The following is a 26,866-nucleotide window of genomic DNA, read 5'->3' as shown; positions in this document are numbered from 1 at the left end:
AGGTCACCCATGCCCCGCCCCTGTCTGAAAGTCGTCATCGGCAGCACCCGCCCCGGCCGACGAGGTCCGGCCATCGCTTCCTGGTTCCACCGACTGGCCACCCGGCACAGCGGGTTCGACCCCCATCTCGTCGACCTCGCCGACCTCCGCCTGCCGCTCCTGGACGAACCGCACCCGCCACAACGCGGCCGCTACCAGCACGAGCACACCCGACGTTGGAGTGCGATCGCCGACGCCGCCGACGCGTACGCGTTCGTGGTACCCGAGTACAACCACAGTTACAACGCCGCCACCAAGAACGCCCTCGACTACCTCGCCCGCGAGTGGCGCGACAAGCCGGTCGCGTTCGTCTCGTACGGCGGGGTCTCCGGAGGCACCCGTGCCGTCCAGGCGCTCATCCCGGTCGTGACCGCGCTCGGCATGCTCCCTCTCCCGGGAGCGGTGCACATCCCCGGCATCCGCCAGCTGTGCACACCGGAGGGGACGTTCACTTCCTCCCCCGGCCTCGACGAGAGTGCCGTCGGCGTCCTCGACGAGCTGCTGCGGATCACCGGCGCACACCCCAGGGCCCGGCAGACCGCCACCCCGGTCAGCCCGGTCGGATGAGTTCGAAGACGGCCGCCGCGGAACCGGCCGGCGAGGGCTCGGGCACGCGGCGGGGACGCCTCACGGCCCGGACCGCCGTGAGCCAGAAGGTGGCGGTGTGCGTCGTCTACGTCGCGGGACTGTTCCTGAGCACGCTCGACATGACGATCGTCAACGTCGCCCTGCCCACGATCGGCCGTACCTTCGACGTCCCGTCCACGGCACTCGACCTGGTCTCCATCGCGTACCTGGTGAGCCTCGCCGTGTCCGTGCCCGCCTCCGGCTGGCTGGGGGACCGGTTCGGCGGCAAGCGCACCCTGCTCACGGCGGTGGCCGTCTTCACAGCCGGTTCCGCGCTGTGCGGGACCGCGACGAGCCTCGGCCGGCTGGTCGCGTTCCGGGTGCTCCAGGGCGCGGGCGGCGGGATGCTCGCCTCCGTCGGCATGGCGATGCTGCTGCGCGCCTTCGCCCCGCACGAACGGGTGCGGGCCTCGGCGGTCCTCAGCATCGCCAACGGTCTCGCGCCCACCATGGGCCCGGTGCTCGGCGGCATCCTGGTCACCCAGGTGTCCTGGCGGGCCGTCTTCTACGTCAATGTGCCGGTCGGTGTCCTGGCCGTCGGCTTCGGCGCGGTGTTCCTGCGCAATCAGCCTGCCCGGCCCGCCGAGCGGTTCGACGCGAGAGGATTCCTGCTCGCGGCGTCCGGCTTCGGGCTGCTGATGTACGGCGTCTCGGAAGGGCCCGTACGCGGCTGGGACACCGCTCCGGTGGTCGCCGCCCTGGCCTGCGGTGTCGTGCTGGCGATCGCGATGGCCGTCGTCGAACTGCGCGCCCGTTCCCCGATGATCGACGTACGGCTGCTGAGGGACCGGCTGTTCGCATCCGGCACCACCGTGATGACCGTCGAGTCGGTGACCTTCCTCGGCGCACTGTTCACCCTCACGCTGTACCTCCAGGACGCGCGCGGCATGTCGCCGATGGCGGCGGGGCTGTGCACCTTCCCCGAGGCGCTCGGTGTGGTGACTGGTTCGCAACTCGCCAGCCGGGTGCTGTACCGGCGGCTGCGCCCACGGCGACACCTCATGCTCGGCGCGGGCGGCACGAGCGCGGCCATCGCCGTGCTGGGTCTGGTGCTGCGGGCCGGCACTCCTGTACGGCTGCTCGTGCCGCTGCTGTTCTGCATGGGGCTCGCCGTCGGGCAGGTCTTCGTCGGTACCCAGTCGGCGTCGTTCGCGACCGTGTCCGAGGCCTCGTCGGGCCGCGCGTCGACCCTGTTCAACGTAGGACGCAGGCTGGGCGGCGCCGCCGGGGTGGCGGTGGCCACCACTGTCCTGGTCGCGGCGGCGGACACGACCACCGGCGCCGGCTCCCCTGCTCTGTCCGGCTATCGCGCCGCCTTCCTCACTCTCGCCGCCATCAACGTGCTCGGCCTGTACGCGGCCTGCCGCATCAGCGACGCAGCGGCGGCGAGCACCCTTGCGCCCCTCCCCGATCCCCAACCCGACCACCCGCCCACCCCACAGAAGGCAGACGACGCACCATGACCGTTCTGACACTCGCCCAGGCGTCCGAGATCGTGGACGCGGCCCTGGGCCATGCCCGTGAACTGGGCCTGCGCCCTCTCACCGTCACCGTGCTCGACCCCGGCGGTCACCCGCTGGTCGTCAAGCGGGAGGAGACCGCCGGCATCCTGCGCCCGCAGATCGCCCACGCCAAGGCCTGGGGCTGCCTCGGCACCGGCCAGGGCGGCGCCGCCGGCGCCCGGCACGCCACCCGTGACCCCGCGTTCTTCGCCGCGCTGGCCACCATCTCCGAAGGCCGGATCGCCTCCTCGAAGGGCGGTGTGCTGATCCGGAACGAGGACGGCACGCTGCTCGGCGCGGTCGGCGTGAGCGGCGAGCGCCCCGACAACGACGAGGCCGTCGCGGTCTTCGGCGTGAGCAAGGCGGGCCTGGTCGCCGACATCGGCTGACCGCGGCCCCCTGCGGAGTCACCGGGACCGGGGGTCGACCCGGTCCCGGCCCGTATCGGAAACGGATGTAGCTCCACCAGCCCGAGCCGCATTCCCGGGGGCCGCTTCCGCGCCCCCACGGCATCGCACAGCCCGTACAGATCGCCGATGGGAAACAGAGGTACGTCATGGCAAGGACGCCGGAAGACCTCAACGCCACACCCGACATACCCGAGACACCGGGCACACCCGGAATCACCGAACATCCCGACACCAAGGAACCCGGCCATCTCACCGACCGGCGGCGCACCCTGGCCCTCGTCGTCTGCATCGCCACCGCCTTCCTCACCCTCCTCGACGTGAGCATCGTGACGGTGGCGCTGCCGTCGATGGAGCATCAACTCCACCTGTCGTCCGCCCAGGCCACCTGGTCGATCGCCGGCTACACACTGACCTTCGGACTCGCCCTCATCCCCAGCGGGCGGCTCGGCGACGAGTACGGGCGCCGCAAGATCTTCCTGATCGGCACGGTGCTCTTCACCCTCACCGGTGTGCTGTGCGCGGTGTCGCCCGACGCGACGTGGCTCGTCGCGTCACGACTGGCCCGTGGCATCGCCGCCGGGCTCATCGCGCCCCAAGTGGTCGGCCTGCTGCACCAGATGTACCCGCCGCGCCAACGCGGCCGCGCCTTCGGCTATTACGGTGCGACCGTCAGTCTCTCCACCGCCATCGGTCCCGTCCTGGGCGGCGCCGTCCTCCAGGGCTTCGGCGAGGCCGACGGCTGGCGCTGGATCTTCTACCTGTTCATCCCACTGGACCTGATCGCTCTCGTGCTCGCCGCGCGTATCCTGCCCGAGAGCCGGCGCGGCACCCGGCGCGGCGGCCTCGACTTCGTCGGCACCGCGGTGCTCGGCCTCGCCGTCACCGCCGTCATGCTGCCCCTGTTGCAGAGCGGAACGTGGGCGAACCGTCGTTGGTGGCTCGCGGCGGTCGGCCTCGCCCTCCTCCTCGTCTTCATACGGTGGGAACGCTCCGTCGACCGCCGAGCACGGCAGCCCCTGGTCGACCTCAACCTGTTCCGCGAGCGGGTCTACTGGGTCGGCACGCTCGTGGCGGCCGCCCTCTACGGCGGCTTCACCGGTATCTTCATCGTCCTGTCGCAGTTCCTCCAACGCGGTCTGCACTACTCGCCGTTCGCCGCTTCCTTGTGCACGGTGCTGTTCACCGTCGGATCCGCTGTCTGCGGCGTCATCAGCGGCCGGCTCGTGCACCGCGCCGGCCGCCGGCTGGTCGTGGTCGGCACGGCTCTCACCGCCGCGGGTCTTGCAGCCACCGCGTTCGTGGTGGGCCGGTCCGGGTCGGGCGACGTGATGTTCCTGCGCACCGCCCTGCCGCTCCTGGTGGCGGGCTGCGGTGCCGGGTTCGTCATCGCGGCCAATCAGACGCTCGCCCTGCAACTCGTGCCCCGCCGCGAAGGCAGCACCGCCGCGGGCGTCTACCAGACCGGCATGAAGATCGGCACCTCACTGGGCACGGCCCTGGCCGGCTCCCTCTACTTCAGCCAACTCATCGCCGCACACAACGATTTTTCTTCCGCAGCACGCGCCGGACTCCTGGGGGCGGCAGCCCTCGCGGCCATCGCCTTCCTCATCGCACTCCCCGGTCTGACACTGCCGGGGCGGCACGGGTCTCAGGAAGCCATCGGGATCGCGGAAGAGGTGGAGCCGGTGAGGTGAGGTACCCGGTGTGCGGGTGAGCACCCACCCAAGCTCGATGGTGTCCCGCGCAGGAACAGGGTGTGTCCGTTCCTGACGGAGGGGCCGGTCAAGAGGGCGCCTTGACCGGCCCCCTCCTTCTCAGGAATGTGAGCCGGCCGCCCTCGGCGCCGCCGTCGAAACCCGGTGACCTGCCCCGAGTTCGCAGAGTCCGGTCCTGATGGGTTCAGGCGGACTGCGGGGTTTACTCCTGGCTCCGCCAGAAGGCTTCCTCGTACTCCGTCGGCAGCACGTGGTCGAGCGCAGGGTGGAGACGCTCTTCGATTGCCACGGCGCCCGGCATCCCGCGGAGCTGGTGCTGCTGCGCATGCTGTACGAGGCCTACGGACACGAGGTCGACGCCCGCGTCCCTGATCGGCCCGGTCGACGTCCACCGCGACGGTGTCGCGCACACCCTCGCCAGGATCGACCAGTTCGGCGGGGTGCTGGACGCGGATTCCGTCGGTCTCGGCAAGACGCTGGCGGGTGGAGAGATCGCCCGCATCTTCCTGGAGCGCGGTGACGGGCCCGTCCTGGTCGTCTGTCTCGCGTCCCTGATCCCCGACATCATCAGTCACGAGCGTCTGTCCCCGCACTGCGCGGACGTCACGGCACACGGACATGCCTGGCCGAGACACAGACTGGTCATCTGTGACGAGGTGCACGTCCTGCGCAATCCGCCGACCGTGCGGATGCTCGCCATCCGTTCCCTGCTGTCCGCGACTGGCCGCCCGCCGCTGCCGGGCAGGCGGTGCCCGCGCCCGCGGGGGCGCCGAAGCGGGCGAGGGTGTGCCAGACCATCTTGAGGTCCTGGAGCGGGTACCGGCCGGTGCGGGCCGCGGCGCCGATGATCCGGGGGTCGACCACGCCTTTCTCGGCGATCGCGGCGCCGAGTCCGGCGTACTCCGGGCCCCGGTAGCCGGCGTGCCGGCGCAGGTCGGGCACGGTGAGCCGGTAGCCGGGGTGCCATTCGACCGGGAACGGCAGTCGACGGGCGGCCTCCGCGACGGGCGTGTTCCGGTAGCAGGCGTCCAGCACCAGGGCTTCGACGTCCCGGCCGAGCCGTAGCCCGCCGTGCACCTGTGCCTCGATGTAGTCGTCGAGGGCGTCCCGTTCGTCGTCCGCGGCCAGGGCGAGCAGGTGAGTGCCGGCGGCCACGCCGAAGTCGGTCGGCTCGGCCGCGCTGTCCGGGTAGCAGAAGGTGGCTCGGTGGAGTGCGGGTCCGGTCAGGCGGAGGTGTGAGGAGCCGAACCGGGGTGCCGCGCCGACGGCTTGGCGGCGAAAGTCCAGCGCGCCGTACACCGGCCGTTCGGCCGGGTGGGCGTGATCGTAGGCCCCGCCGAAGATCCGGCTCTCCCAGCGCCACCGGTCGCCCCCGGGGTGCGCAGTGAGCCCGCCGTTGCTGGTGCCGGTGACGAACTGGGAGTGGTAGGCGCCGTCCCGGGCGAGCGCCTCCAGGATCGGCAGGCCGGACGAGAGCCGGTCCGGGTGGAAGTTCAGGGTGATGCGCAGGCCGGGGTCGAGGGGCGGTCCCGAGGCGAGCGCGGCCACGTGGCGCAGCGCCGCCCTGCCCCGTGCCGTCCCGACGTCCGTGACTTCCATCGGGCTCCCCCTGCGGCCGGTCCGGTGCCGGCCGCGGCCTGTGCCCGGTCCGGTGACGGCCCGACCCTAACCGATCACGCCAGGCCGGGTCGCGGCCGTTTCGCCGTACGCGTCAGCTCGTCACGGCGATGAGTACCCCGAACCCCAGGAAGACCAGCGCGCCGAAGGTCAGGAACACCACAGGGCCCACGACGTGCCGCCACATGCGCACCCGGGCGATCTGCGGGTTCTGGGCCAGGTAGACGACCTCCACCTGCCGGCCCGTCGCCAGTCCCATGCCGGTTCCCCGGGCCCGTGGTGAGAACTCCACCCGGTAGCCGAGGCGGTCCGTGAAGGCGATGACCGGGACCCACTTCGGCCCGTCCCGGTCCGTGGTGCGCACGTTGTCCACGACGAGTCCCCAGGTGTGCACCCCGTGTCGCCGCAGCCGGTGCACCACCGTGCCCTCGCGCACCGCGGCCACGAGCAACCCGAGGCCGGCCACCGTGCACAGCACCGCGCCGAAGTTCAATGTCCCAACCCTTCCGCCCCACCCGACCGTTCAGCACCTCGGGTGAAGAAGACGCGTCCGCCTGGCGTCCGGTTTCCGAGGCGGGGTGCCGCGCCGGAAACCCTCCGTAATCGGCTCTGGTCAACCGACCACCAGCACCCGAGTGATCTGTCGAGAATACGTTCGCCGTGACACGCGAGTGGGAACAGGCCAAGGGATGCACAACGTACCGAAGTGGGCCGAGGGGCTGTCGCGACTGCTGAGGCGGCACCGGGACCCGGTGGTCGTCCAGACGCTGCGGTCGGCCGCAGCGGCCACGATCGCCTACGTCGTCGCGCTCCACCTGAGCCCGGAGCCGGCTCCGCTCACCGCCCCGCTGACCGCGCTGCTGGTCGTGCAGGTGACCCTGTACGCCACCCTGACCAACGGCTTCCGCCGGGTCAACGCGGTGGTGGCGGGGGTGCTGGTCGCCATCGCCTTCAGCCAGCTGGTGGGGCTGACCTGGTGGAGCCTGGCCCTGCTGATCGTGGCCTCGCTCGCGGTGGGGCACCTGGTGCGCGTCGACGAGTACATCCCGGAGGTGGCGATCAGCGCCATGCTGGTGCTGGGGGTCACCACCATCAGCAGCACCGCGTGGGCGCGGATCGTGGAGACCCTGATCGGCGCGGTCGTCGGCATGGGCTGCAACCTCCTGCTCCCGCCGCCGGTGTGGGTGGACGAGGCCGGGGAGTCGATCGAGGGCCTGGCCCGCCGGCTGCGGCAGCTGATGCTGCGGATGGGCGAGGAGGCGGCCGAGATCATGCCCTGGCAGCAGGCCGCCGCGCGGCTGCACGAGGCCCGCCGGCTGGACCACGCCATCGTCGAGGTGGACGCGGCGCTGCGGCAGGCGGAGGACAGCCTGCGGCTCAACCCTCGGGTCCGGGAGGGCCTGCTGCACCGGGTGGTGCTGCGCACCGGCCTGGACACCCTGGAGATCTGCACGGTCGTGCTGCGGGTGCTGGCCCGCACCTTCACCGACCTGGCCAAGGCCCGCGAGCCCGAACCACTGTTCGCGTCGGACGCGGGTGCGGCCGTGGAACAGCTGCTGTCCCAGATCGCCGACGCGGTGGTCAGCTTCGCGGTCCTGGTGACCACCAGCATCAGCGAGAGCGCCGAGTCGGCCGAGGCCCGGCTCGCCGCCGAACTGCACGCCGCGGCCGGCACCCGTGACAAGCTCGCCGACCTGCTCCGGGACGAGGTCCGCCACGACGAGCGGAACTGGCAGCTGCTGGGCGCCGTGCTGACCGAGGTCAACCGGCTCCTCGACGAGCTGGACACCGAGCACCGCACCCGCCGCCTGCTCGAGGAGCTGGACCGGGTCTCCGGGGAGCAGCGCGCCAAGCGGCCGTGGCTGACCTGGCTGCGGGAGCGGGCGGGCGTACCGGAGCGGCTGCGGCGGAACCGGGGCGGTGGTCCGGGACGTTCTCGGTCAGTGGAGGGGAAGGGGGCACGCCGATGACGGACACGGCGGTACGGATCGACAGGGACACGCTGCGGTTGCCGGGCGGGGTGGCGGTGCGGTTCGTGCGCACGCTGCGGCTGCCGGAGACGGGCACGCATCCGCTGCCGCCGGGGCTCGGCGAGTTCCCCGTGCGGCGGGTGAGCGACTACCCGGACACGGTTCCGGACGAGTGGCGGGCGCGGGGCGGGGTGATGCTGCCGGTGTACCTGCGCGAGGCGATGTGGCTGAGCTTCGCGGGGACCACGGAACCGGCCGCGCTCCAGGTCGGCGTCGGCAAGGTGTGCGCGGTGTCCGGCGAACCGTGGCGCGACCGGCTGGCCCGGAGTCCGCAGAACTACCTGGTGCTGCCGCGCCAGCCGTGGCTGGACGGCATCAACTCCGGCAAGGGCACGGTTCGCCAGTTCGTGGCGGTGCCGCTCGGGCTGGGCGCCACGGTGGAGGGCCAGGTCACCGGTGAGGAGGTGTGGGGCGGGGTGCAGCTGCAGTCCTTCACGCTCCGGGACGGCCCGCTCGCCGAGTGGCGGCGCCAGGAACGGCTGCGCCAGGAGCGGCTGCGGCGGGAGCGCATGCGCGGGCCCGGCGCGGCCGGCGGCTACGGGGCAGGCCTGCCGATGATGTCCGCCCTGCCCGCCCCGGCCCCCGGCGCGGCCCCGGCCGCCGGGTCGGCCGGGATGGGCCTCGGCGTCGGCGGCTCGATGCGCCAGGAGGTGTACGAGGACGACCGGCCGCCGGGCGACTGGGCCGAGGCCCCGGCCGGACGCGTCTTCGTGCACCTGGTCACGCCCCCGCAGTGGCACCGCATCACGGGCGAGGCTCCCCCGCCGTCGCCGGTGGACCGGGCGGCGTACACCCGCGCCGGGCTGCCCTGGTACGACTACTACGACCAGGACGCCCGGGATCTCACCGCTCCGGACGCGCTGGAGGCGGTCAAGCCGGTGGGCGACTGGCTCGGCGACGACCTGGAGCCCTGGCAGCAGCCCGCCCCGGGGCAGGTGGTCCCGCTGAAGGACGCACAGGGCAAGCCGGTGGAGGACGGCGACTGGTGACACCGTTGCGCTGGATGCAACGGGCGTTGCTTTTCTTGCGCAGCCCCCGTGGTCCACGCCAAGGTGTGTCAGGTCCTGGGTGACTCACGACCTGAGGTGCGTGGCATGGGCAGTGGTACGGCAGGGACGCGCGGCGGCTGGAGCAGGCGCCGGTTCGTCGGCGCGCTGACGGGCGCGGCCGCGGTGGTCGCGGTCCCGGCGCCGGCGGCACCGCCCGCACAGCGGCCACGCCGGGCGGCGCGCCCGGCGGCCGCCGCCCCGACACGGACACCCTCGGCGCCCCGTCCCCTCTACCTCGGCACCTACACCTCCGTGGACGGCGGCGGCACCGGCATCGGCCTCGCCACCTACGACCCGGCGACCGGCGCGATCACCGGCACGGGCACGCTCACGGGGGTCGCCGACCCGTCGTACCTGGCCGTCCACCCGGACGGCCGGACGCTCTACGTGGTGAACGAGCGCACGGACGGGAGCGTGACCGCCGTACGCCTTGCGGACCGGAGGATCCTGGGCAGCCGGAGCACGGGCGGGGCCGGCCCGTGCCACGTCTCGGTCCATCCGTCCGGCCGCTGGCTGCTGAGCGCCAACTACGCCTCGGGCAGCGTGGCCGTGCACCCGGTCGACGCCACGGGCGCCCTCGGTGAGCGCACCGCCCTGGTCACGCACTCCAGTCCGGCGCCCGGGCCCGGACAGCAGGGGCCGCACGCCCACCAGTTCATCACCAGTCCCGACGGCGGCCATGTGCTCGCCGTGGACCTCGGCACCGACACGGTCTACAGCTACCGCCTCGACCCCGCGCGGGGCACGCTCACCGAGGTCGCCCAGGCGCACACGAAGCCGGGGGCGGGCCCGCGCCATCTGACCTTCCATCCGGGCGGGCGGTACGCGTACCTGGCCGACGAGGTGGGCAACACGGTCTCGGTCTGCGGTTACGACCCGGCCACCGGCCGGGTGACGGTCGGCGAGCCGCAGTCCACCGGCAGCGCCGCCGGCACCACCAACTACCCGGCCGAGTTCCTGGTCACCGCGGACGGCGCCTACGCCTATCTGGCCAACCGGGGCGACAACACGCTCGCGAGGTACGCGGTCGAGGCCGCCGGAGCCCGGCTGCGGCTGCTGGACACGGTGCCGGTGCACGGCGACTTCCCGCGCCAGATCGCCTTCTCCCCCGACGGCAGGCTGCTGTTCGCCGCCAACCAGCGGTCCGGCACCGTGAGCGTCTTCACCGTCGGCCAGGACAGCGGTGAACTCCGGCTCGCGGGCGAGCCGTTCGCGTCACCGGTCGCCGTCTGTGCGCTGCCGCTGTAGCGTCCGCGGGCAGGAGGCGGCCGCGCTCGCCTGCGCCAGCAGGGCGTGCATGCGCTCGGTGAGCTGGGAGACGTCGTCGGCGGGCGCGTGGAAGGCGAGCCGCACGTCGCCGTGGGCCCGGGTGCGTTCGATGCGCAGGGTCAGTCCGTGCCGGTCCACGGCGAGGGGCTGGACGCGGGTCGCGGCGTGCAGGCTCTCGGACTCGACCAGCCGGGTGAGCCGTTCGACGGCGTCCGGGTGGGAGTCGGCGAGATGGGTGAGCAGTCCGGCCTCGGCGCCGGCCAGCGGGTCCGGCCGGGCGGCGGCGAACTCGCCGAGGTCGACGACCACCGCGCCGGAGGGCCTGCGCAGCACCACGCGGGTGGGCTGGAAGACGAGGTGCTCGTCGCTGGGGGTGAACCAGCCGGCCATCCAGAGCCGGGCCCGGATGCGGCTGCGCACCGGGACGGGCGCGACGTCGGCGAACTCCAGCACCGCGGACGGCTCGCCGCGCGGGGCGCAGATCGCGGCTGTGAGCAGGGCGCTGTCCTCGGGCACGTGCAGCAGCACCCGGCCGTCGTCGGCGACGGCGTGCGCGCCGACGTACTCCTCGCGGCCGCCGTCCGCGGTCACCATGCACGACCACGCGACGGCCAGCAGGGACCGGGCCTGCTCCGCCGCACCGGGTCCGGCCGCCCAGGCTGCCTGTTCGTCACCCATCCCGAAACCTCCTTAGGTAAGCCTCACCTAACTTATCGAAGATCGGGGAGTACGCCAAGCACGGACCGCGAAACGCACGTGAAGAACCGGGCGAGGAAAGGAACCGGGACGGTCAGGAGATGACGCCCAGCAGGGCCCGCGCACACAGATCCCGTACCTGTTCCCGCGTCAGCTCCTCCGTGCGCAGCCACTCCAGGCAGACGTGCGTGGTGAAGGCGAGCCAGCCGCGTACCGCCAGGCGGGTGTCGGGGCGCTGCTCCAGGGCGGGGCCGAACTCGGGGTCGGCGGCGAGGGCGGCAAGGATCTGGCGCTCCTGGGCGGCCTGGGCCTGCCGGTAGACGCGGCGCACGGCCTGGTCGCCGGACGCCTCCGCGCGATGGAAGGCACGGAAGCCGTGCGCGTGGGTGTGGACGTAGTCGAGATAGATGTCGAGGGCCGCGGTGAGCTGCTCACGGGCGGGCACGCCGGGTTCGGCGGCCGTCATCCGCAGCATCCGCTCGCTCTCCCGCTCCACGACCGCCGCGAAGAAATCACGTTTCGTCGGAAAATAGTGGTACAGCAGCCCCCGGGAGACGCCCGCGATCTCGGCGACCTGCTCGATCCAGACGTCGTCGTACGGGCTCTCCGAGAAGAGCCTGGCCCCGACCGAGAGGAGCTGCTCACGACGGGCCGCGGTGCTGAGTCTGCGGCGGCTGCGCTCGCCCTGGTTCGGGACCATGCCCGCACTTTACTTGACGTGGGTTCAACAACGGGACGAGACTTAGACCGCTTATTGAACCCACGTACAACTAGCTCAACCTGCCGCAGCATCGAGGGAGATCGCGTCATGGCGGAGACGGCCACGCAGCCGGGGACGGGGACGGACGGCCCGCTGCCGAAGGGGTTCCGGGGCGCCGAGCAGGGCTGGCCCGAGCTGCACCGCATCCCGCACCCGCCGCGCCGGCTGCCGCTCCTCGGCGACGTCCTGGGCGTCGATCGGCGCACCCCGCTCCAGGACTCGATGCGGATCGGCGGGCAGCTGGGCCCGATCTTCCGGCGCCGGGCGTTCGGCAACGAGTTCGTGTTCGTGTGGGGTGCCGAACTGGCCGCCGACATGGCGGACGAGTCGCGGTTCGCCAAGCACGTGGGGCTCGGGGTGGCCAATCTCCGTCCGGTCGCCGGGGACGGCCTGTTCACGGCGTACAACCACGAGCCGAACTGGCAGCTGGCGCACGACGTGCTGGCCCCGGGCTTCAGCCGGGAGGCCATGGAGGGCTACCACGCGATGATGGTGGCGGTGGCCGGGCGGCTGACCGACCACTGGGACCGGGAACTGGCGGCCGGCCGCTGGGTGGACGTGCCCGGCGACATGACCAAGCTGACGCTGGAGACCATCGCCCGCACCGGGTTCGGGCACGACTTCGGCTCGTTCGAGCGGGACCGGCCGCACCCCTTCGTGACCGCGATGATCGGCACCCTCAGCTATGCACAGCGCCTGAACAGCGTCCCCGGACCGCTGGCCCCGCTGATGCTGCGGCAGGCCGCCCGGCGCAACGCCGCCGACATCGAGTACCTCAACCGCACGGTCGACGACCTCGTCGCCGAGCGGCGCCGGACCGGCCGCGGGGAGGGCGACCTGCTCGACCGGATGCTGGAGACGGCCCATCCGGAGACCGGTGAGCGGCTGTCCGCCGAGAACGTACGGCGGCAGGTGATCACCTTCCTGGTGGCTGGCCACGAGACCACCTCGGGCGCGCTCTCCTTTGCCCTGCACTACCTCGCCCGGCACCCGGAGATCGCCGTCCGGACGGCCGCCGAGGTGGACCGCGTCTGGGGCGACACGCCCGCACCCGGCTACGACCAGGTCGCCAAACTCCGTTACGTGCGCCGGGTGCTGGACGAGTCGCTGCGGCTGTGGCCGACGGCTCCCGCGTTCGCCCGCGAGGCCCGCGAGGACACCGTGCTGGCCGGGCGGTACCCGATGCGCCGGGGCGCCTGGGCGCTGGTGCTGACGCCGATGCTGCACCGGGACCCCGAGGTCTGGGGCCCGGAGGCCGAGAGCTTCGACCCGGACCGGTTCGAGGCGAAGGCGGCACGCGGCCGGGCCCCGCACACCTTCAAGCCCTTCGGCACGGGGGCACGCGCCTGCATCGGCCGCCAGTTCGCCCTGCACGAGGCCACCCTGGTCCTCGGCCTGCTGCTGCGCCGCTACGGCCTCGGGGCCGACCCGGACTACCGGCTGCGGGTGACCGAGCGGCTGACGCTGATGCCGGAGGGCCTGCGGCTGCGGCTGGAGCGGCGCACCCCCGCCCCGGCGCCGGTGACCGTGCCGGACGCACCCGCGTCAGAGAACGGCGACGGCTGTCCAGTGCACCGGGCGGGTGACTGACTCCGGCAGGCGGGTCCGCGCGTTGCCCCGGGCCGCGTCGAGCTGGGGCTGGGTCAGGAAGAAGGCACCGGTGAGGTCCGCGTCGCGCAGGTCGGCGTCCCGCAGGTCGGCGCCGATCAGGTCCGCGTCCCGCAGGTCCGCCCCGGTGAGGTCGGCGGCGATGAGGCAGGCGCCGCGCAGGCTCGCCCCGCGCAGGTCGGCGCCCCTGAGCCGGGCCCCCATCAGGTCGGCGCCCCGCCGGTCCTTCTTCTTCCCGCGCACCCCCGCCCGGACCAGCTCGCTGGTCCGCAGCAGCAGCACGTTGACCTCCTGCCGATGGGCGGCCACGTCCAGGGCGGCCAGCTCGTCCGGCGTGCCGAGACTCAGCTCCTCGGTCCTGCGCAGTGCGGCGCGCAGCTCGGCGTGGACGGGGCGGGCGGCGGCCAGCCCCAGGGCTTCGTTCACATACCAGAGAAGTTCGTGCAGTTGGCGTACGACCGGGAACGCGTCGAACATCCGGCGGGCGTCCTGCGCGGATCCGCTCCGCCAGTCCCGGCCGCCGAAGGTGACCTGGGAGACCTTCTGCCCGGCGCCGAGGCAGTCGTAGACCGTACAGCCGTTGAACCCCTTCTGCCGCAGCTCGGCGTGGATGCCGCAGCGGTGGTCGCCGCCGAGGTTGCCGCAGGGTTTCCCGGCGGGCTTGCCGACCGCGAAGTCCGCCGACGCGGCGAACGGCAGGGCGACGCAGCACAGGCCGAAACAGCGGGCGCAGTCCCCGCGCAGCCGGGCCCGTTCGGATATGTGTTCTGGCACCCGGTCAGCCTACTGACCGGCGAGGACCTCAACCACCGCGTCGCCACCATGCTCAAGTACGCGGGCGCCGCGGTCGACGGGGTGCCGAGCGCGGTGTACCCGCCGCTGCTGCAGAGCACCGCCCGCTACTGATCGGGGGCCTGGCCGGCGTCCTCACCGTCCGGTCGTACGCGGGTGAGCTTGGCCGGGTTGGTGACGACGTAGACGCCGGAGACCCGGTCGCCGTCCGGGGTGAGGTCCATGACCATCACGGCGTACGGGGAGTCGCCCGAGAACAGCACCGCGGCGTCGTCGCCGTTCACGGTGCGGTAGTGGACGTCCAGGTCCCCCGCGCGCCGCGAGGCGTAACCGGCCAGCATGCGGGCGGCCTTCTCCCGGCCGTGGACCGGGCGCAGCCCCGCCCCCTGCCGGGCGCCTCCGCCGTCGATCCAGACCGTCACGTCCGGGGCGAGGATCTCCAGGAGCGCCTGGAGGTCGCCGCCGAGCGCGGCCGCGACGAACCGCTCGGTCGCCTCCCGCCGGACCCGGGGACGGGCGCGGTAGCGGGGGCGGCGGGCGTGCACATGGGCACGGGCCCGGTGGGCGACCTGACGGACGGCGGCGGGACTGCGGTCGAGCATGCCGGCGATCTCGGCGTGGGGATAGCCGAACACCTCGTGGAGGACGAACACCGCCCGTTCCAGCGGGGTGAGGGTCTCCAGGACCACCAGCATCGCCAGGGAGACCGAGTCGTTGCGGACCGTGTGGTCGGCGGTGTCCGGGGCGAGGCCGGTGGTGGCCTCGGTGACCAGGGGTTCGGGCAGCCAGGGACCGACGTACGTCTCACGGCGCGAGGCGATGGCGGTCTGCCGGGCAAGGGCGTGGTTCACCGCGATGCGGACGAGATACGCGCGCGGGTTGCCGATCTCCGCCAGCGGCGCCCGGCTGTTCCTGCCGGACCAGGAGAGCCAGGTCTCCTGGAGCACGTCCTCGGTGTCGGCGACGCTGCCGAGCATGTTGTAGACGACGGAGAACAGCAGTTCGCGATGGTCGACGAAGAGCCGGGTCGCCGTGGGTGCCGGGCCGTCGTGCTCGGTCTCCGGCACCCCGTCCAGTACGTGGACGCATGCGTCCGAGTGGTGGTGGACCTGGCGCGGGATGTCCTGGGTCACGGCCGCCTCCGGCAGCGAGACGCGCCCCTCGGCGTCGTCGGTGGTCGCCCTGACCGCGAACGCGGGCGGCAGCGGGGGCCGCGCGGGCCCGGTGGCACCCGGCTCCGGCAGGATGAAACGGTCCTCAGGCATGAGCCTGCCCCTTCTCGAGCGGCGCGGTCGGTTCCGGACTCACTTCCTGCCTCCGAAGGCCTCTTTCCGGATGACGTCGAGAATGCCCGGAACGCCTGCCGTGGTGCGGACATCGACGAAGGCACGTGGATGAAGATCGCCGACCGCCTCGTTCAACAGCGCGTTTCCCAGATCCGCGCGCGAGGTGAAGCGGCCGGGCAGGCGCGCGGTGGCGACCTGGTAGTCGCTGACGGTGTCCGCGTCGAAGAGACCGGCAGGGCGGACCACGGTCCACCGGTGATCGCCGTCGCGCACGATCTCCTCCATGCGCCGCATGTCCTCGTACACGGTGCGCCCCACGGTGCGGGCGATGAGGGGCTCCAGCACCCTGCGGAAGAAGTAGGTCTCGCCGGGTGCCGCCACCCCGAAGAGCACGGTGGAGGACACACAGACCAGGCGCCGGACACCGTGCTCCGTCATGGCCTGGGTGATGTGGGCGATGCCCTCGGAGTACACCGTGACGGGATTTCGGCTGTACGGCACTCCGAGCGCCGAGATCACCGCCTCCTGCCCGGCCACGGCGCGCGCCACCGCGCCGGGGTCGAGAACATCCGCGCCGACCACCCGCAGTCGTGGGTCGCTCAGCGGGAACTCCGCGGGGCGGCGGGTGACGGCGGTGACCGTGTGCCCTTCGGCGACCGCCTGCGCGGTGGCCTGCCGGCCGGTCGGCCCGTTCGCCCCGAATACGACGAGTTTCACGTGTTTCCCCTCTCAAGCCGGTCCTGCCGGATGGGAGGGCCCCGACGGCGAGGAATGTGACATCCCGCCGCCGGCTGGGACGTGGACCACATCGTCCTGCACCACTCCCGCCGACGGCATCGCCCTGCGCACGGAGTCCGGAGGCGAGGACGGCCGCCGACCGGAGAACCACCGCTGAGTTTCCGGCCCTGTGGGGGTCCTCGTCATCCGGTGGAAAACAAACCCGGCTACCACGGAGAGAGGAACCGCCCGCAGGACAGGAGAACGACCATGCGCAGGCATCAGCCCCCGTGCCCCGGCGCCGCCGACCACCCCGACGGCCACCCGGCCGTCATCGTCTCGGCCCATCCCGAACAGGGCTGGAGCCTGCTGTGCGACGGCACGATCGTCTTCGACGACACCGGTGAACTCCTGCCCGACGGACGGACCGTGAGCCCTCATCGGCCCCCGGCCGCCGCCGTCTGAACGAACTGTCAGTCGTCCCCGGCGGAGAGGTCCAGGCGGTCGAGACGGTCCAGCCGCTCGGGGTCGGCCAGGATGTACATCCCGGTGATCCGGCCGTCGGTGACGGTGACCGCCATGACGGAGAGCGGACGGCCCTCGGGCGCGGTGACCATGCCGACGGTCCCATTGACCAGGGCGAGTTGTGCCGCGTCGGCGAACTGCCGGAAGGTGAGGGCCTGTTCGGCCACCGTCCGCGCCCCGCGCAGCACCTTGGAGGCGGCGGCGCCGCGCACCAGGGCGCCCGAGTCGACGCGCAGCACCACGTCCGGGTGGAGCAGCGCGACCAGCGCCTCGAAGTCGCCGTCCCGGGAGGCGGCCAGGAAGGCGTCGAGGACCCTGCGCTGCCTGCCCAGGTCCGGGTCGGCCGACGGGGCGGCCCCCTGGACCCGGCGGCGGGCCCGGCTGGCCAGCTGGCGGGTGGCGGCCGAACTGCGTTCCACGATGGGCGCGATGTCGTCGAAGGGCACCGAGAAGAGGTCGTGCAGGACGAACGCCAGCCGCTCGGCGGGCTCCAGTGCCTCCAGGACGATGAGGAGGGCGAGCCCGACGGAGTCCGCCTCCAGCGCCTCCTGTTCGGGGTCGATGCCCGGCAGCGGCCTGATCACCGGATCCGGGACGAAGGTCTCGTCGATGGGCTGCTCGCGGCGCGCGGTACGCGAGCGCAGCATGTCGAGGCAGACCCGGCCGACCACCGTGGTCAGCCAGCCGCCCAGGTTCCTGATCTCGTCCGCGTCGGCGCGCCCGAGCCTGAGCCAGGTCTCCTGGACGGCGTCCTCCGCCTCGGCGAGCGAGCCGAGCATCCGGTAGGCCACCGCGCCCAGCCGGCCGCGGTGTTCCTGGAAGCGGCCGGCCAGCAGTTCCGTGTCCGTGTTCATCCGTTCGTGTCCCCCGTTCCGCCACGGCCGCAGACTATGCGGACCCGCCGCGACCGCAACCGATTTACCGGCCGGGCCTCACACCTCGTCGCGGACGAGGGCGAGGAGCCGGTCCAGGACCCGGGGGGCGCCGACGCGCAGGCCGTCGTGCTCGAACTCGTCGGTGACCCAGGTGCGCAGGCCCTTCACGGCCCGCGCGGTCGCCAGCGAGTGCCCGGCGTCGACGTACATGTCGTCGTGGTAGACGGCGGCGGCGACCGGGACCTCGTTGGCGGCGAGGCGGGCCGGGTCGTACAGCGGCTGCCAGTCGGTGCGGGCGGCGAGCAGGTCGGCCGCGGCCTTCAGGGGCCGCAGGGCGGGGTCGGTCTCGAACATCCAGGGGTGCACGGTCTCCCCGGTGAACAGCACCGGGGCGTCGCCCGCGAGCGCCTTGGCCGCGTCGAACTGCGGGAACTCGGCGCGGACCCGCTCGGCCGCCCAGGCGGTGGGGCGGGCGTCCTGGCCGTAGACCGGCTCGTGGACCAGGGCGTACAGCGGGTTGCTCGCGTACGACAGCAGGCCCTGGACCTGTTCCTGGAAGGCGTCGGAGAGCTCCGGGCCGGACGGGGTGCGGACGAAGGCGTCCTCCAGGAGGAAGTGCAGGCGGTGGCTGCCGTCGCTCATGCCCAGCATCAGGCCGAGGGACTGGAAGGCCTCGACGGTGAGCCGGTAGCCGTTCGGCAGCAGGGTCTCGTGCTCCAGGAGGTGCTCGGCGATCCGCCGGGCCCGCTCGACGTCCTGCGGGTAGCGGTCGTAGTGCGCGGCGACCTTGCGCTCGATGCGCGGGTAGGCGGCGCGGTAGACGTCGTCGGCGTGCGCGTCCAGGGAGGGCAGGCCGCCGGTGATCACGGAGGTCCTGAGGCCCTCGGGGAAGAACGACAGGTAGGTGACCGTGCAGAAGCCGCCGAAGCTCTGGCCGAGGGTGGTCCAGGGGGCGCCGCCGGTGACCTGCGGGCGGATCGCCTCGCAGTCCCGGACGATCGAGTCGGCGCGGAAGCGGGCCAGGTGGTCGGCCTGGGCGGCCGGGCCGCCGCGCAGCGGGAGGGTCTGCCGGTTGACCGGGGTGGAGCGGCCGGTGCCGCGCTGGTCGAGAAGCAGGACCCGGTAGTCCGCCAGGGCCCGGTCGAGCCAGGCCTGCCGTCCGACGAAACGATTCGCTCCGAAGCCCGGACCGCCCTGGAGGTACAGCAGCCAGGGCAGCTCCTGGTCCGCCTTGTCGCTCGCGACCACCTCCCGGGCGTAGAGCTCGACGGTCTCACCGTCCGGGTCCGCGTGGTCGAGGGGGACGGTGAAGCGGCGGTCGGTGAGGACGACGCCGGGCTGGCGGTAGCTGAGGCTCAACGTTTCTCCCGGGACGGACGGATGGTCGCGTCCCAGTTCAGCACACGTCCCTGGCGGATCCGCCCCCGGGATCATGAAATCGTTACTGAATAACCGATCAGCGGGCGGCGAGGCTGGAGCGCCGCACCACCAGTTCCGGCTGGAGCACCACCCGGCGGTGCTCGTGCGCCGCCGGTCCCTCGCGCTCCTCGGTCTCCTCCAGGAGGAGGTCCGCGGCCATCGCCCCCATGGTGACGGCGGGCTGACGGACGGAGGTCAGCGGTACGGCGGCCGCGGCGGCGAACTCGATGTCGTCGTAGCCGACGATCGCGAGGTCGTCCGGGACGACCACCCCGGCCGCGTACATGGCCTGGAGGACGCCCAGGGCGAGGAGGTCGTTGGCGCAGAACACGGCGGTGGGCCGGTCGGCGAGGCCGAGCAGGCGGGCGCCCGCGTCCCGCCCGGCGGCCACGTCGAGCCGCTCGGTCGGCAGCTCGCGCAGCGCGTCGGGGCCGAGCCCGGCCTCGGCGAGGGCGTTCAGGGCGCCGGTGCGCCGGTCGCGGACCTGGTTGAGGCCGGGCGGCCCGCTGACGTACGCGATCGAACGGTGCCCGGCGTCGACGAGATGGCGCACGGCCAGCGCGCCGCCCGCCACGTCGTCGACGCTGACCGAGCACTCCGTGGTGCCCTCGGCGACCCGGTCGACGAGCACGAAGGGGATGCCGTGCCTTCGGAAGGTCTCGATGTTGCGGCCGGTGGCGTCCGCCGGGGTGAGCAGGACGCCGCGCACCCGCTGCTCGGCGAAGAGCGAGAGGTACTCGGCCTCCTCGCCGGCGTTCTGCGCGCTGTTGCAGACCATCACCCCGAGCCCGGCGTCCCGGGCCGCCCGCTCGGCGCCGCGGGCCACGTCCACGAAGAAGGGGTTGCCCATGTCGAGGACGAGCAGGCCCATGATCCGGCTGCGGCCCGCGCGCAGCTGGCGCGCGGACTCGCTGCGGACGTAGCCGAGCCGGTCGATCGCCGACTGCACCCGCGCCCTGGTCTCGCCGGCGACGGTGTCCGGGCGGTTGATGACGTTCGAGACCGTGCCCACCGAGACTCCGGCGGCGCGGGCGACGTCCTTGATACCCACCGACTGGGCCATCGGTCGAGACCTCCAGGAAACATGGACGGCGCCTTCACAGCTTCGAAGGGCACATCGGGAAGGGCTTCACATTACGACATGACTCGCACACCGGTCCGGGTCAGCCGGGCAGGGCGAAGTCGACCACATGGAGCGCGGAGGGTGTCGTACCGCTCGACGCCTCCTGGTACATGAACGACAGCACGTTGTCCGCCTTGACCCGCAGCTCGTCGATCACGACCTCGCCGAAGGCGTTCAGGCCGCCGCCGTCGTGGAGCAGCGCCCAGTCGGAGTAGCCGGAGGCCTTGGACGCGCCGGCGATCCGTCCGTAGGGGAGGACGGCGTAGGCGTTGTCGTACTTGTCCAGGACCAGCTTGGTGCGCTGGCTGGAGTTCAGGGCGACCGGTATCTCGGTCTTCTGCCAGCTGCCGGCGGAGTTCTTGCGGAGGTGGAAGGCGCGGCCGTTCGCGGTGCGGTCGCTGACGTAGTCCGTGGTGCACTGGCCGAAGCGGCCGGGGACGTAGCTGATGATCGCGTGCGGGAGGCCGGCGGAGTCGGTCCACTGGCTCTCCTGGTTCATCAGGGAGTGGTCGGGGTTGAGGGAGTCGACGACCAGCCCGGAGTCGGTGACGGCGACGGTGTCCGCAGTGCCGGTGGTGGCGACCAGGGTGCCGGCGTCGCTCAGCCAGGTGCGGCCGCGGTCGGTGGAGTGGACGTAGCCGGTGTCGTGGTTGGTGATGCCCCCGCTGCTGCACATCACGGACGCCGACTGCTCCCGCCAGGTGAAGAACGCGTGCAGCCGCCCGTTGACGTCGTAGTCGATGCCGTGCAGGTACATGTTGCGCGCGGTCGACGAACCGTGCGTGCTCGTGTACGTCCCGGTGGAGCTGGACCACTCCCCCAACGCGGTCCAGCTCGAACCGTCGTACTCCGCAAGGGCGTTACGGCCGTTGCCGGAGATCCCCACCCGGTAGCTGAGCTGGAGCCTGCCCTCGGGCGTGGCGATGAACTGCGGGTAGGTGAACTGCGAGGTGAGCGCCAGCCCGTCGAGGGATGTCTGTACGGAGCCGAAGACCGCCGAGGTCCAGGACGTGGTGCCGGGGTTGTCCAGCAGCCCGGCGACCGACTTGACGTAGAAGAAGCCGTCGCTGTGCGAGTCCATGTTGATGTGGAGCCGCCCGTCGACCTTCGACACGCCCATGGAGATGACGTTGTGCGAGTCGCTCGACTTCAGCTGGTGGGCGAGGGTGACGGTCGACCAGGACGACCCACCGAGTACCCGGCGCCCGATCACCGCGGCGCCGGTCGAGGTGTACCAGCCGGCGTACTGGTAGCCCTTGTACGTGAACAGGCCGTTCTTCTGGAAGGAGTTGTTGTTGACCAGCCCGTCGTAGGAGACGAAGAAGACGGCCTGGGCGTCCAGTAGGGTGCTCTGCTGTTTGTTCACCGAAGGTCCGGGGTCGGCCGCGCGGGCGGTGCCGGCGGCGAGGGCAGGGGTGGCCACGGCGCCGAGGAGAGCGGCCCCCAGCACGGTACGTCGTTTCACGAGCGGCTCCTGGCGTGATTCAGGATTCAGGATTCAGGCGAGGTGGAACACCTCGGTGAGCGGTTTCATCGCCTCGTCGGGACGGGCGCCGTCGAGGGATTCGAAGAAGGGGCCCATCTCGGCCTGCCAGCGGGTGTTGACCTCGGTGGCCTCCATACCGGCGAGGGCCGCGTCGAAGTCCTCGGTCTCCAGATAGCCCACCAGCAGGCCGTCGTCGCGCAGGAAGAGCGAGTAGTTGTGCCAGCCGGTGGCGGAGAGCGCCGCGCGCATCTCCGGCCACACGGCGGCATGGCGTTCGCGGTACTCGGCGAGGCGGTCCTGCCGGACCTTGAGGAGGAAACAGACGCGCTGCATAAGTACCGCTCCCGCGCTAGAAGTCGAACTGGTCGATGTTCTTCGCGTCGAACACGGTCGGCTTGCCGAGGCTGATCACGCCGTCCTTGCCGATGGTGTACGTGGTGTCGCCGGCCTTGAAGGTCTCGCCCTCCTTGCCGGTGATCTGCCCGGAGACCAGCGCGACGGCGGTACGGGCGGCGAGGTCGCCGAGCTTGGCCGGGTCCCACAGCTCGAAGCCCTCGACGGTGCCGTTCTTCACGTACTGCCGCATGTCGTTGGGGGTGCCGAGGCCGGTCAGCTTGACCTTGCCCTTGTACTTGGAGCCGGACAGGTACTGGGCTGCCGCCTTGATGCCGACGGTGGTCGGGGAGATGATCCCCTTCAGGTTCGGGTACTGCTGGAGCAGGCCCTGGGTCTGCTGGAAGGACTGCTGGGCGTCGTCGTTGCCGTAGGCGATCTTGACCAGCTTGACGTTCTTGTACTTCGGGTCCTTCAACTCTTCCTTCATGAAACCGATCCAGGTGTTCTGGTTGGTCGCGGTCTGTGCGGCGCTCAGGATCGCGATCTCGCCCTTGTACCCGATCTGCTCGGCGAGCAGCTGCACCTCGGTACGGCCGAGGTCCTCGGCGCTGGCCTGCGAGACGAAGGCGTTGCGGCAGCCGGCGTTGGTGTCGGAGTCGTAGGTGACGACCTTGATCCCGCTGCTCATCGCCTGCTTCAGCGCGGTGCACAGGGCGCCGGGGTCCTGCGCGGACACGGCCATCGCGTTCACCTGCTGCTGGGTGAGCGTGTTGACGTACGACACCTGCCCCGACGTGTCCGTCGCACTGGACGGCCCGACCTCCTTGTACTTGCTGCCCAGCTCGGTGAGCGCCTTCTCGCCGCCCTTGTCCGCGGAGGTGAAGTAGGGGTTGTTGACCTGCTTGGGCAGGAACCCGACGGTCAGGCCCTTCTTCAGCGCGGCGTTCGGATCGGCCTTGGCGGTCGAGGTGGCGGCCGACGTCTCGTCACTGCCGGAGTTGTTCTTCGTCGTGCCGCCGCAGGCGGTGGCAGCGAGAGAAAGGGCAGAGACGGCAGCGAGGGCTATCGAGGCACGCCGGAGGGATGACTTACGCATGATGCGGTCCTTTTTGAGTAACGGCTCTGGAAGCGCCCCTTCTTGGGGGCGCTGGGGGTACCCCCGGCCGAAGGCTGGGGGAGGAACTGCGCGACCAGCCACACACGGCCCGCAGTGTTCAGACGGCCTTGGCCGCCCTGTGCCGTGCCAGCGAGATCTGCCGGGCAACCCGAGGCCCAAGCACCGAGACGACAAGCAACACACCGGTCACGACAATCTGAGACTGCGCGGACACATTGAGCAGGCTCATCACGTTCTGCAACGCCCCGAGCAGGAACACCCCCGCGATCGCCCCACCGAGCGTTCCGCGACCCCCGTCGAAGTCGATCCCCCCGAGCAACACGGCAGCGACAACGGAGAGTTCGAGCCCGGTCGCGTTGTCGTACCGCGCACTCGCATAGTGCAGGGCCCAGAAGATCCCCGTCAGGGAGGCCATGAATCCGGTGGCGACGAACAGAATCAGCTTGTTCCGCTTCACCCGGATCCCCGCGAACCGCGCCGCCTCCTCACTCGCCCCCACCGCGAACAGCGAACGCCCGAACGGGGTGGCGTGCAGCACCACCACGGCGATGACGAGCAGCACCAGGAACGGCAGGAAGGCCCGCGGCAGGAACGTGTCGCCGAGCCGCCCCGCCGCGAAGTCCAGGTACTGCGTCGGGAAGTCGGTGACGGCATCCGAGCCGAGCACGATCTGCGCGATGCCCCGGTAGGCCGCGAGCGTGCCGATGGTGACGGCGAGGGAGGGCAGCCCCAGCCGGGTCACCAACAGCCCGTTGACCAGCCCGCACAGGACACCGAGCAGCAGGCACAGGGGGATGATCGTCTCGATCGCCATCCCCTCGTTCCAGAGCCGGCCCATGACGGCCCCCGAGAGCCCGGCGGTGGACGCGACCGAGAGGTCGATCTCGCCGGCGACGACCAGCAGGGTCATCGGCAGCGCGATGAGCGCGATGGGGAGCGTGTTGCCGATCAGGAACGACAGGTTGAGCGAGTTCCCGAAGCCGTCGACGAAGCCGAACGACAGCAGCAGGAGGACGATCAGCAGCGCACCGACGACCGTGTCCCAGCGGACCGCGCGGGTCAGCGAGTCAGGCATGGCGGATGCTCCTCTTCTTCAGGGCGGAGGCCACCCGCACCGCGACGATCCGGTCCACGGCGATGGCGAGCAGCAGCAGGAAGCCGTTGATGGCGAGGACCCACACGGAGCTGACCCCGAGGGCCGGCAGCACGCTGTTGACGGACGTGAGCAGCAGCGCGCCGAGCGCGGCGCCGTACACGCTCCCGGAGCCGCCGGTGAAGACCACGCCGCCGACCACCACGGCGCTCACGACGGTGAGTTCGTAGCCGGTGCCGGTGCCGGAGTCGACGTTCCCGAACCGGGCCAGATACATCGCCCCGGCGAGTCCCGCGAGGGCGCCGCAGAAGGTGTACGCGGTGAGGATCCGCTTGCGGACCGGGATGCCGGCCAGCCGGGCGGCCTCGGGGTTGGAGCCGAGGGCGTACAACTCCCGTCCGCTGCCGAAGTGTTTGAGGTAGTAGGCGGTGGCGACCAGCACCGCGAGGGCGATCAGGGCCAGCCAGGGGACCGCCGAGAGGCCGCCGGAGCCGAAGTCGACGAAGGAGCCGGGGAGGTCGGCGGCGGTGATCTGCCGGGAGCCGACCCAGATGGAGTCGACGCCCCGGATGATGTACAGGGTGCCGAGGGTGACGACGAGCGCGGGCACCTGACCGAGGCTGACCAGCAGGCCGTTGAGCAGTCCGCACCCGATGCCGAGGAGTACGGCGAGCAGGATCGCGACGACCGGGTTGCCGCCGCCGTGCAGGTAGTCGCCGGCGGCGAAGGCGGTGATGCCGAGGGTGGAGCCGACGGACAGGTCGACGTTGCGGGTGATCACCACGAGGGACTGGCCGGTGGCGACCAGTACCAGGATGGTGGCGTTGAGCAGCAGGTCCTTGATGCCCTGCTCGGAGAGGAACTCGCTGTTGCCGGCCTGGGTGACGGCGATCATCACCAGGAAGACGACGAGGATGGCGAGTTCGCGCATCTTGAAGACGCGGTCGACGAGCCGGGTCCCGGCGGACTCGGGCGTCTCCGCGACGGGGGTCTGCTCGGAGGTGGTCACCGTCATGCGGCGGCCCTCCCCGTGGCTGCGGCCATCACGGTTTCCTCGCTGGCTTCGGAGCGCGGGATCTCGGCGGTGATCCGGCCCTCGTGCATCACCAGCACGCGGTCGGCCATGCCGAGGATCTCGGGCAGGTCGGAGGAGATCATCAGGACGGCCACCCCGTCGGCGGCCAACTCGCCGAGGAGCCGGTGGACCTCGGCCTTCGTGCCGACGTCGATGCCACGGGTCGGCTCGTCGACGATCAGTACCTTCGGGCCGGTCGCGAGCCATTTGGCGAGCACGACCTTCTGCTGGTTGCCGCCGGAGAGGGTGGAGACGGCGTCGGCGATCCGGGCGTACTTCACCTGGAGCCGGACCGCCCAGTCCAGGGAGCGGCTGCGTTCGGCGCCCCGGTCGACGAGGCCCGCCTTCACGGTCGTACGCAGTCCGGTCAGGCCGATGTTCCGCTCGATGGACATGTCCATCACGAGGCCCTGGGCGCGCCGGTCCTCGGGGACGAGGGCGAGGCCGGCGGACATCGCGACGGAGGGTGCGCCGTTGGTCAGTCTCCGTCCCCTGACCTCGACTTCGCCGGCGTCCCAGCGGTCGACGCCGAAGACGGCGCGGGCGACCTCGGTGCGGCCGGCGCCGACCAGGCCGGCGAGGCCGACGATCTCACCGGACCGGACCTCGAAGGAGATGTCCGTGAAGACGCCTTCGCGGGTCAGCCGCCGTACGCTCAGGGCGACTTCGCCGGGGCTGATGTCCTGCTTGGGGTACAGCTCGTCCAGGTCGCGGCCGACCATCCGGCGTACGAGGTCGTCCTCGGTCATGCCGTCGACGAGCTCGCTGGCGATCCAGGCGCCGTCCCGGAGGGTGGTGACGCGCCGGCAGATCTGGAAGATCTCCTCCAGGCGGTGCGAGATGAACAGCACGGCGGCGCCCTGGTCGCGCAGGGTGCGGACGACGCCGAAGAGGCGGGCCACCTCGCTGCCGGTGAGGGCGGCCGTCGGCTCGTCCATGATCAGGACCCGGGCGTCGAAGGAGAGCGCCTTGGCGATCTCCACGATCTGCTGGTCGGCGATGGACAGTCCGCGGGCGGGGCGGTCGGGGTCGAGGGCGACGCCGAGCCGCTTCATCAGGGCGGCGGTGGCCGCGCGGGTGGCCTTGTGGTCGATCCGGCCGAGCGCGCGCCGGGGCTGCCGGCCCATGAAGATGTTCTCGGCGATCGACAGGTCGGGGAAGAGCGTGGGCTCCTGGTAGATCACGGCGATTCCGGCGTCGCGGGCGTCGCCGGGGCCGTGGAAGACGACGGGCCCGCCGTCGAGCAGCACCTGCCCGGCGTCCGGTCGGTGCACTCCGGCGAGGGTCTTGATCAGCGTCGACTTGCCCGCGCCGTTCTCCCCGGCGAGGGCGTGCACCTCGCCGGGGAACAGCTCCAGGGAGACGTCCCGCAGGGCGCGCACGGCACCGAAGGACTTGGAGACGTCCTTCAGCGCCAGCACCGGGGCCGGTCCCGTGTCGGACGGGTGGGTCATGGGGGCTCCTCGACGACACCGGCGAGACGGTGGGCACCGGACCTCACGGCGTCGTGAAAGGTTTCAACTGGATTGCCGGGACCGTAGGCACCACGGGCATGTCACGTCAATGGGTCCGTGTCGAAAAAATTTCGATAGCCTAAGGTCACGGCGGAGTCACGGAGGACGGGGTTGGTCGGAATGCTTGACACCCCTGCAAGAGGCTCATACTTTGCGGTTCTGAATCGTTTCACCACTCAGTTGTTC

26 protein-coding genes are annotated in these 26,866 nt (G+C 71.7%); 10 read left to right on the top strand and 16 right to left on the bottom strand.

Features of this window, described 5'->3' with window-relative positions; genetic code table 11:
* Positions 1-9: 9 nt before the first annotated feature.
* The 4 genes from ACIQVL_RS28070 to ACIQVL_RS28055 all read left to right on the top strand — a co-directional run bounded on the left by ACIQVL_RS28070 (position 10) and on the right by ACIQVL_RS28055 (position 4,272).
* Positions 10-606 (top strand): NADPH-dependent FMN reductase, encoded by a 597-nt coding sequence (locus tag ACIQVL_RS28070; RefSeq protein ID WP_403443006.1) that lies wholly within the window; start codon positions 10-12, stop codon positions 604-606.
* Positions 603-2,129 (top strand): DHA2 family efflux MFS transporter permease subunit, encoded by a 1,527-nt coding sequence (locus ACIQVL_RS28065; protein WP_403443008.1) that lies wholly within the window; start codon positions 603-605, stop codon positions 2,127-2,129. The genes ACIQVL_RS28070 and ACIQVL_RS28065 overlap by 4 nt, the downstream gene beginning before the upstream one ends.
* Positions 2,126-2,557 carry a heme-binding protein gene (locus ACIQVL_RS28060; RefSeq protein WP_403443011.1) on the top strand — a complete coding sequence of 144 codons (432 nt, stop codon included), beginning with the start codon at positions 2,126-2,128 and terminating at the stop codon, positions 2,555-2,557. The genes ACIQVL_RS28065 and ACIQVL_RS28060 overlap by 4 nt, the downstream gene beginning before the upstream one ends.
* A gap of 167 nt (positions 2,558-2,724) precedes the next feature.
* The gene (locus ACIQVL_RS28055; RefSeq protein ID WP_403443014.1) at positions 2,725-4,272 is read left to right on the top strand and encodes an MFS transporter; all 1,548 of its coding nucleotides are present in this window, start codon (positions 2,725-2,727) and stop codon (positions 4,270-4,272) included.
* A gap of 663 nt (positions 4,273-4,935) precedes the next feature.
* On the opposite strand, the gene ACIQVL_RS28050 is transcribed toward ACIQVL_RS28055, so the two are convergent.
* Together ACIQVL_RS28050 and ACIQVL_RS28045 are read right to left on the bottom strand one after the other, a co-directional pair.
* Complete coding sequence (locus tag ACIQVL_RS28050; protein WP_403443016.1) at positions 4,936-5,892, bottom strand: DUF3626 domain-containing protein; 957 nt, start codon at positions 5,890-5,892, stop codon at positions 4,936-4,938.
* Between the two features lie 112 nt (positions 5,893-6,004).
* On the bottom strand, positions 6,005-6,403 hold the full coding sequence (locus tag ACIQVL_RS28045; RefSeq protein ID WP_403476685.1) for a DUF3592 domain-containing protein: 399 nt from the start codon (positions 6,401-6,403) through the stop codon (positions 6,005-6,007).
* 196 nt (positions 6,404-6,599) lie between these two features.
* Between ACIQVL_RS28045 and ACIQVL_RS28040 the strand changes: the two genes are divergently transcribed.
* The 3 genes from ACIQVL_RS28040 (at position 6,600) to ACIQVL_RS28030 (ending at position 10,237) form a co-directional block, all read left to right on the top strand.
* Positions 6,600-7,880, top strand: coding sequence for an aromatic acid exporter family protein (locus tag ACIQVL_RS28040; protein WP_403443022.1), 1,281 nt, complete (start codon positions 6,600-6,602; stop codon positions 7,878-7,880).
* A complete protein-coding gene (locus ACIQVL_RS28035) occupies positions 7,877-8,929 on the top strand; it encodes a hypothetical protein (protein WP_403476684.1) in 1,053 nt (350 codons plus the stop codon). The genes ACIQVL_RS28040 and ACIQVL_RS28035 overlap by 4 nt, the downstream gene beginning before the upstream one ends.
* Before the next feature lie 105 nt (positions 8,930-9,034).
* A complete protein-coding gene (locus ACIQVL_RS28030; protein WP_403476683.1) occupies positions 9,035-10,237 on the top strand; it encodes a lactonase family protein in 1,203 nt (400 codons plus the stop codon).
* On the opposite strand, the gene ACIQVL_RS28025 is transcribed toward ACIQVL_RS28030, so the two are convergent.
* Together ACIQVL_RS28025 and ACIQVL_RS28020 are read right to left on the bottom strand one after the other, a co-directional pair.
* Positions 10,205-10,936, bottom strand: coding sequence for a DUF2470 domain-containing protein (locus ACIQVL_RS28025; RefSeq protein ID WP_403443030.1), 732 nt, complete (start codon positions 10,934-10,936; stop codon positions 10,205-10,207). The two genes, ACIQVL_RS28030 and ACIQVL_RS28025, sit on opposite strands and share 33 nt — an antisense overlap.
* Before the next feature lie 112 nt (positions 10,937-11,048).
* Complete coding sequence (locus ACIQVL_RS28020; protein WP_403443032.1) at positions 11,049-11,654, bottom strand: TetR/AcrR family transcriptional regulator; 606 nt, start codon at positions 11,652-11,654, stop codon at positions 11,049-11,051.
* Positions 11,655-11,762: 108 nt separating this feature from the next.
* On the opposite strand from ACIQVL_RS28020, the gene ACIQVL_RS28015 reads away from it, so the two are divergent.
* Positions 11,763-13,304 (top strand): cytochrome P450, encoded by a 1,542-nt coding sequence (locus ACIQVL_RS28015; RefSeq protein ID WP_403476682.1) that lies wholly within the window; start codon positions 11,763-11,765, stop codon positions 13,302-13,304.
* On the opposite strand, the gene ACIQVL_RS28010 is transcribed toward ACIQVL_RS28015, so the two are convergent.
* On the bottom strand, positions 13,260-14,096 hold the full coding sequence (locus ACIQVL_RS28010) for a pentapeptide repeat-containing protein (protein WP_403443037.1): 837 nt from the start codon (positions 14,094-14,096) through the stop codon (positions 13,260-13,262). The genes ACIQVL_RS28015 and ACIQVL_RS28010 overlap by 45 nt on opposite strands.
* Here ACIQVL_RS28010 and ACIQVL_RS28005 point away from each other — a divergent pair.
* Entirely contained in the window at positions 14,085-14,228 is a 144-nt protein-coding gene (locus ACIQVL_RS28005; RefSeq protein WP_403443040.1) for a hypothetical protein, read from the top strand. The genes ACIQVL_RS28010 and ACIQVL_RS28005 overlap by 12 nt on opposite strands.
* Here the strand turns inward: ACIQVL_RS28005 and sigJ (ACIQVL_RS28000) are convergent.
* A complete protein-coding gene (sigJ, locus tag ACIQVL_RS28000; RefSeq protein ID WP_403476681.1) occupies positions 14,222-15,379 on the bottom strand; it encodes an RNA polymerase sigma factor SigJ in 1,158 nt (385 codons plus the stop codon). The genes ACIQVL_RS28005 and sigJ (ACIQVL_RS28000) overlap by 7 nt on opposite strands.
* 39 nt (positions 15,380-15,418) lie before the next feature.
* Complete coding sequence (locus tag ACIQVL_RS27995) at positions 15,419-16,117, bottom strand: NAD(P)-dependent oxidoreductase (RefSeq protein WP_403443042.1); 699 nt, start codon at positions 16,115-16,117, stop codon at positions 15,419-15,421.
* Positions 16,118-16,387: 270 nt separating this feature from the next.
* On the opposite strand from ACIQVL_RS27995, the gene ACIQVL_RS27990 reads away from it, so the two are divergent.
* The gene (locus ACIQVL_RS27990) at positions 16,388-16,582 is read left to right on the top strand and encodes a DUF5999 family protein (protein ID WP_403443045.1); all 195 of its coding nucleotides are present in this window, start codon (positions 16,388-16,390) and stop codon (positions 16,580-16,582) included.
* An 8-nt stretch (positions 16,583-16,590) separates the two neighbouring features.
* Here the strand turns inward: ACIQVL_RS27990 and sigJ (ACIQVL_RS27985) are convergent, their stop codons facing one another.
* The 9 genes from sigJ (ACIQVL_RS27985) to ACIQVL_RS27945 form a co-directional block, all read right to left on the bottom strand.
* Entirely contained in the window at positions 16,591-17,496 is a 906-nt protein-coding gene (gene sigJ / locus ACIQVL_RS27985) for an RNA polymerase sigma factor SigJ (RefSeq protein ID WP_403476680.1), read from the bottom strand.
* 78 nt (positions 17,497-17,574) lie between these two features.
* Positions 17,575-18,876, bottom strand: coding sequence for an alpha/beta fold hydrolase (locus tag ACIQVL_RS27980; RefSeq protein WP_403476679.1), 1,302 nt, complete (start codon positions 18,874-18,876; stop codon positions 17,575-17,577).
* Between the two features lie 97 nt (positions 18,877-18,973).
* Entirely contained in the window at positions 18,974-19,999 is a 1,026-nt protein-coding gene (locus tag ACIQVL_RS27975) for a LacI family DNA-binding transcriptional regulator (protein ID WP_403443053.1), read from the bottom strand.
* A gap of 100 nt (positions 20,000-20,099) precedes the next feature.
* Positions 20,100-21,524 carry a BNR repeat-containing protein gene (locus ACIQVL_RS27970; protein ID WP_403443056.1) on the bottom strand — a complete coding sequence of 475 codons (1,425 nt, stop codon included), beginning with the start codon at positions 21,522-21,524 and terminating at the stop codon, positions 20,100-20,102.
* Between the two features lie 33 nt (positions 21,525-21,557).
* The gene (locus ACIQVL_RS27965) at positions 21,558-21,878 is read right to left on the bottom strand and encodes an L-rhamnose mutarotase (protein WP_403476678.1); all 321 of its coding nucleotides are present in this window, start codon (positions 21,876-21,878) and stop codon (positions 21,558-21,560) included.
* A 16-nt stretch (positions 21,879-21,894) separates the two neighbouring features.
* Complete coding sequence (rhaS, locus tag ACIQVL_RS27960; RefSeq protein WP_403476677.1) at positions 21,895-22,977, bottom strand: rhamnose ABC transporter substrate-binding protein; 1,083 nt, start codon at positions 22,975-22,977, stop codon at positions 21,895-21,897.
* Positions 22,978-23,095: 118 nt separating this feature from the next.
* Positions 23,096-24,073, bottom strand: coding sequence for an ABC transporter permease (locus ACIQVL_RS27955; protein ID WP_403443062.1), 978 nt, complete (start codon positions 24,071-24,073; stop codon positions 23,096-23,098).
* The gene (locus ACIQVL_RS27950) at positions 24,066-25,106 is read right to left on the bottom strand and encodes an ABC transporter permease (protein WP_403443065.1); all 1,041 of its coding nucleotides are present in this window, start codon (positions 25,104-25,106) and stop codon (positions 24,066-24,068) included. Before ACIQVL_RS27950 ends, ACIQVL_RS27955 begins: the two co-directional genes overlap by 8 nt.
* Complete coding sequence (locus ACIQVL_RS27945) at positions 25,103-26,620, bottom strand: sugar ABC transporter ATP-binding protein (RefSeq protein WP_403443067.1); 1,518 nt, start codon at positions 26,618-26,620, stop codon at positions 25,103-25,105. The genes ACIQVL_RS27950 and ACIQVL_RS27945 overlap by 4 nt, the downstream gene beginning before the upstream one ends.
* Positions 26,621-26,866: the final 246 nt, after the last annotated feature.

Origin of the sequence: Streptomyces sp. NPDC090499 (genome assembly GCF_044769305.1) — a bacterium.
Classification (GTDB): Bacteria; Actinomycetota; Actinomycetes; order Streptomycetales; family Streptomycetaceae; genus Streptomyces.
The sequence above is the reverse complement of the archived record's forward strand: the minus strand, read 5'-3'. Positions and strand labels throughout refer to the sequence as shown.

What these genes read in the sequence shown, in the direction of transcription:
- ACIQVL_RS28070 (WP_403443006.1), top strand. Translation starts at nt 10, where the DNA reads ATGCCCCGCCCCTGTCTGAAAGTCGTCATCGGCAGCACCCGCCCCGGC.
- ACIQVL_RS28065 (WP_403443008.1), top strand. Translation starts at nt 603, where the DNA reads ATGAGTTCGAAGACGGCCGCCGCGGAACCGGCCGGCGAGGGCTCGGGC.
- ACIQVL_RS28060 (WP_403443011.1), top strand. Translation starts at nt 2,126, where the DNA reads ATGACCGTTCTGACACTCGCCCAGGCGTCCGAGATCGTGGACGCGGCC.
- ACIQVL_RS28055 (WP_403443014.1), top strand. Translation starts at nt 2,725, where the DNA reads ATGGCAAGGACGCCGGAAGACCTCAACGCCACACCCGACATACCCGAG.
- ACIQVL_RS28050 (WP_403443016.1), bottom strand. Translation starts at nt 5,892, where the DNA reads ATGGAAGTCACGGACGTCGGGACGGCACGGGGCAGGGCGGCGCTGCGC.
- ACIQVL_RS28040 (WP_403443022.1), top strand. Translation starts at nt 6,600, where the DNA reads ATGCACAACGTACCGAAGTGGGCCGAGGGGCTGTCGCGACTGCTGAGG.
- ACIQVL_RS28035 (WP_403476684.1), top strand. Translation starts at nt 7,877, where the DNA reads ATGACGGACACGGCGGTACGGATCGACAGGGACACGCTGCGGTTGCCG.
- ACIQVL_RS28030 (WP_403476683.1), top strand. Translation starts at nt 9,035, where the DNA reads ATGGGCAGTGGTACGGCAGGGACGCGCGGCGGCTGGAGCAGGCGCCGG.
- ACIQVL_RS28025 (WP_403443030.1), bottom strand. Translation starts at nt 10,936, where the DNA reads ATGGGTGACGAACAGGCAGCCTGGGCGGCCGGACCCGGTGCGGCGGAG.
- ACIQVL_RS28020 (WP_403443032.1), bottom strand. Translation starts at nt 11,654, where the DNA reads ATGGTCCCGAACCAGGGCGAGCGCAGCCGCCGCAGACTCAGCACCGCG.
- ACIQVL_RS28015 (WP_403476682.1), top strand. Translation starts at nt 11,763, where the DNA reads ATGGCGGAGACGGCCACGCAGCCGGGGACGGGGACGGACGGCCCGCTG.
- sigJ (WP_403476681.1), bottom strand. Translation starts at nt 15,379, where the DNA reads ATGCCTGAGGACCGTTTCATCCTGCCGGAGCCGGGTGCCACCGGGCCC.
- ACIQVL_RS27990 (WP_403443045.1), top strand. Translation starts at nt 16,388, where the DNA reads ATGCGCAGGCATCAGCCCCCGTGCCCCGGCGCCGCCGACCACCCCGAC.
- sigJ (WP_403476680.1), bottom strand. Translation starts at nt 17,496, where the DNA reads ATGAACACGGACACGGAACTGCTGGCCGGCCGCTTCCAGGAACACCGC.
- ACIQVL_RS27975 (WP_403443053.1), bottom strand. Translation starts at nt 19,999, where the DNA reads ATGGCCCAGTCGGTGGGTATCAAGGACGTCGCCCGCGCCGCCGGAGTC.
- ACIQVL_RS27965 (WP_403476678.1), bottom strand. Translation starts at nt 21,878, where the DNA reads ATGCAGCGCGTCTGTTTCCTCCTCAAGGTCCGGCAGGACCGCCTCGCC.
- rhaS (WP_403476677.1), bottom strand. Translation starts at nt 22,977, where the DNA reads ATGCGTAAGTCATCCCTCCGGCGTGCCTCGATAGCCCTCGCTGCCGTC.
- ACIQVL_RS27955 (WP_403443062.1), bottom strand. Translation starts at nt 24,073, where the DNA reads ATGCCTGACTCGCTGACCCGCGCGGTCCGCTGGGACACGGTCGTCGGT.
- ACIQVL_RS27950 (WP_403443065.1), bottom strand. Translation starts at nt 25,106, where the DNA reads ATGACGGTGACCACCTCCGAGCAGACCCCCGTCGCGGAGACGCCCGAG.
- ACIQVL_RS27945 (WP_403443067.1), bottom strand. Translation starts at nt 26,620, where the DNA reads ATGACCCACCCGTCCGACACGGGACCGGCCCCGGTGCTGGCGCTGAAG.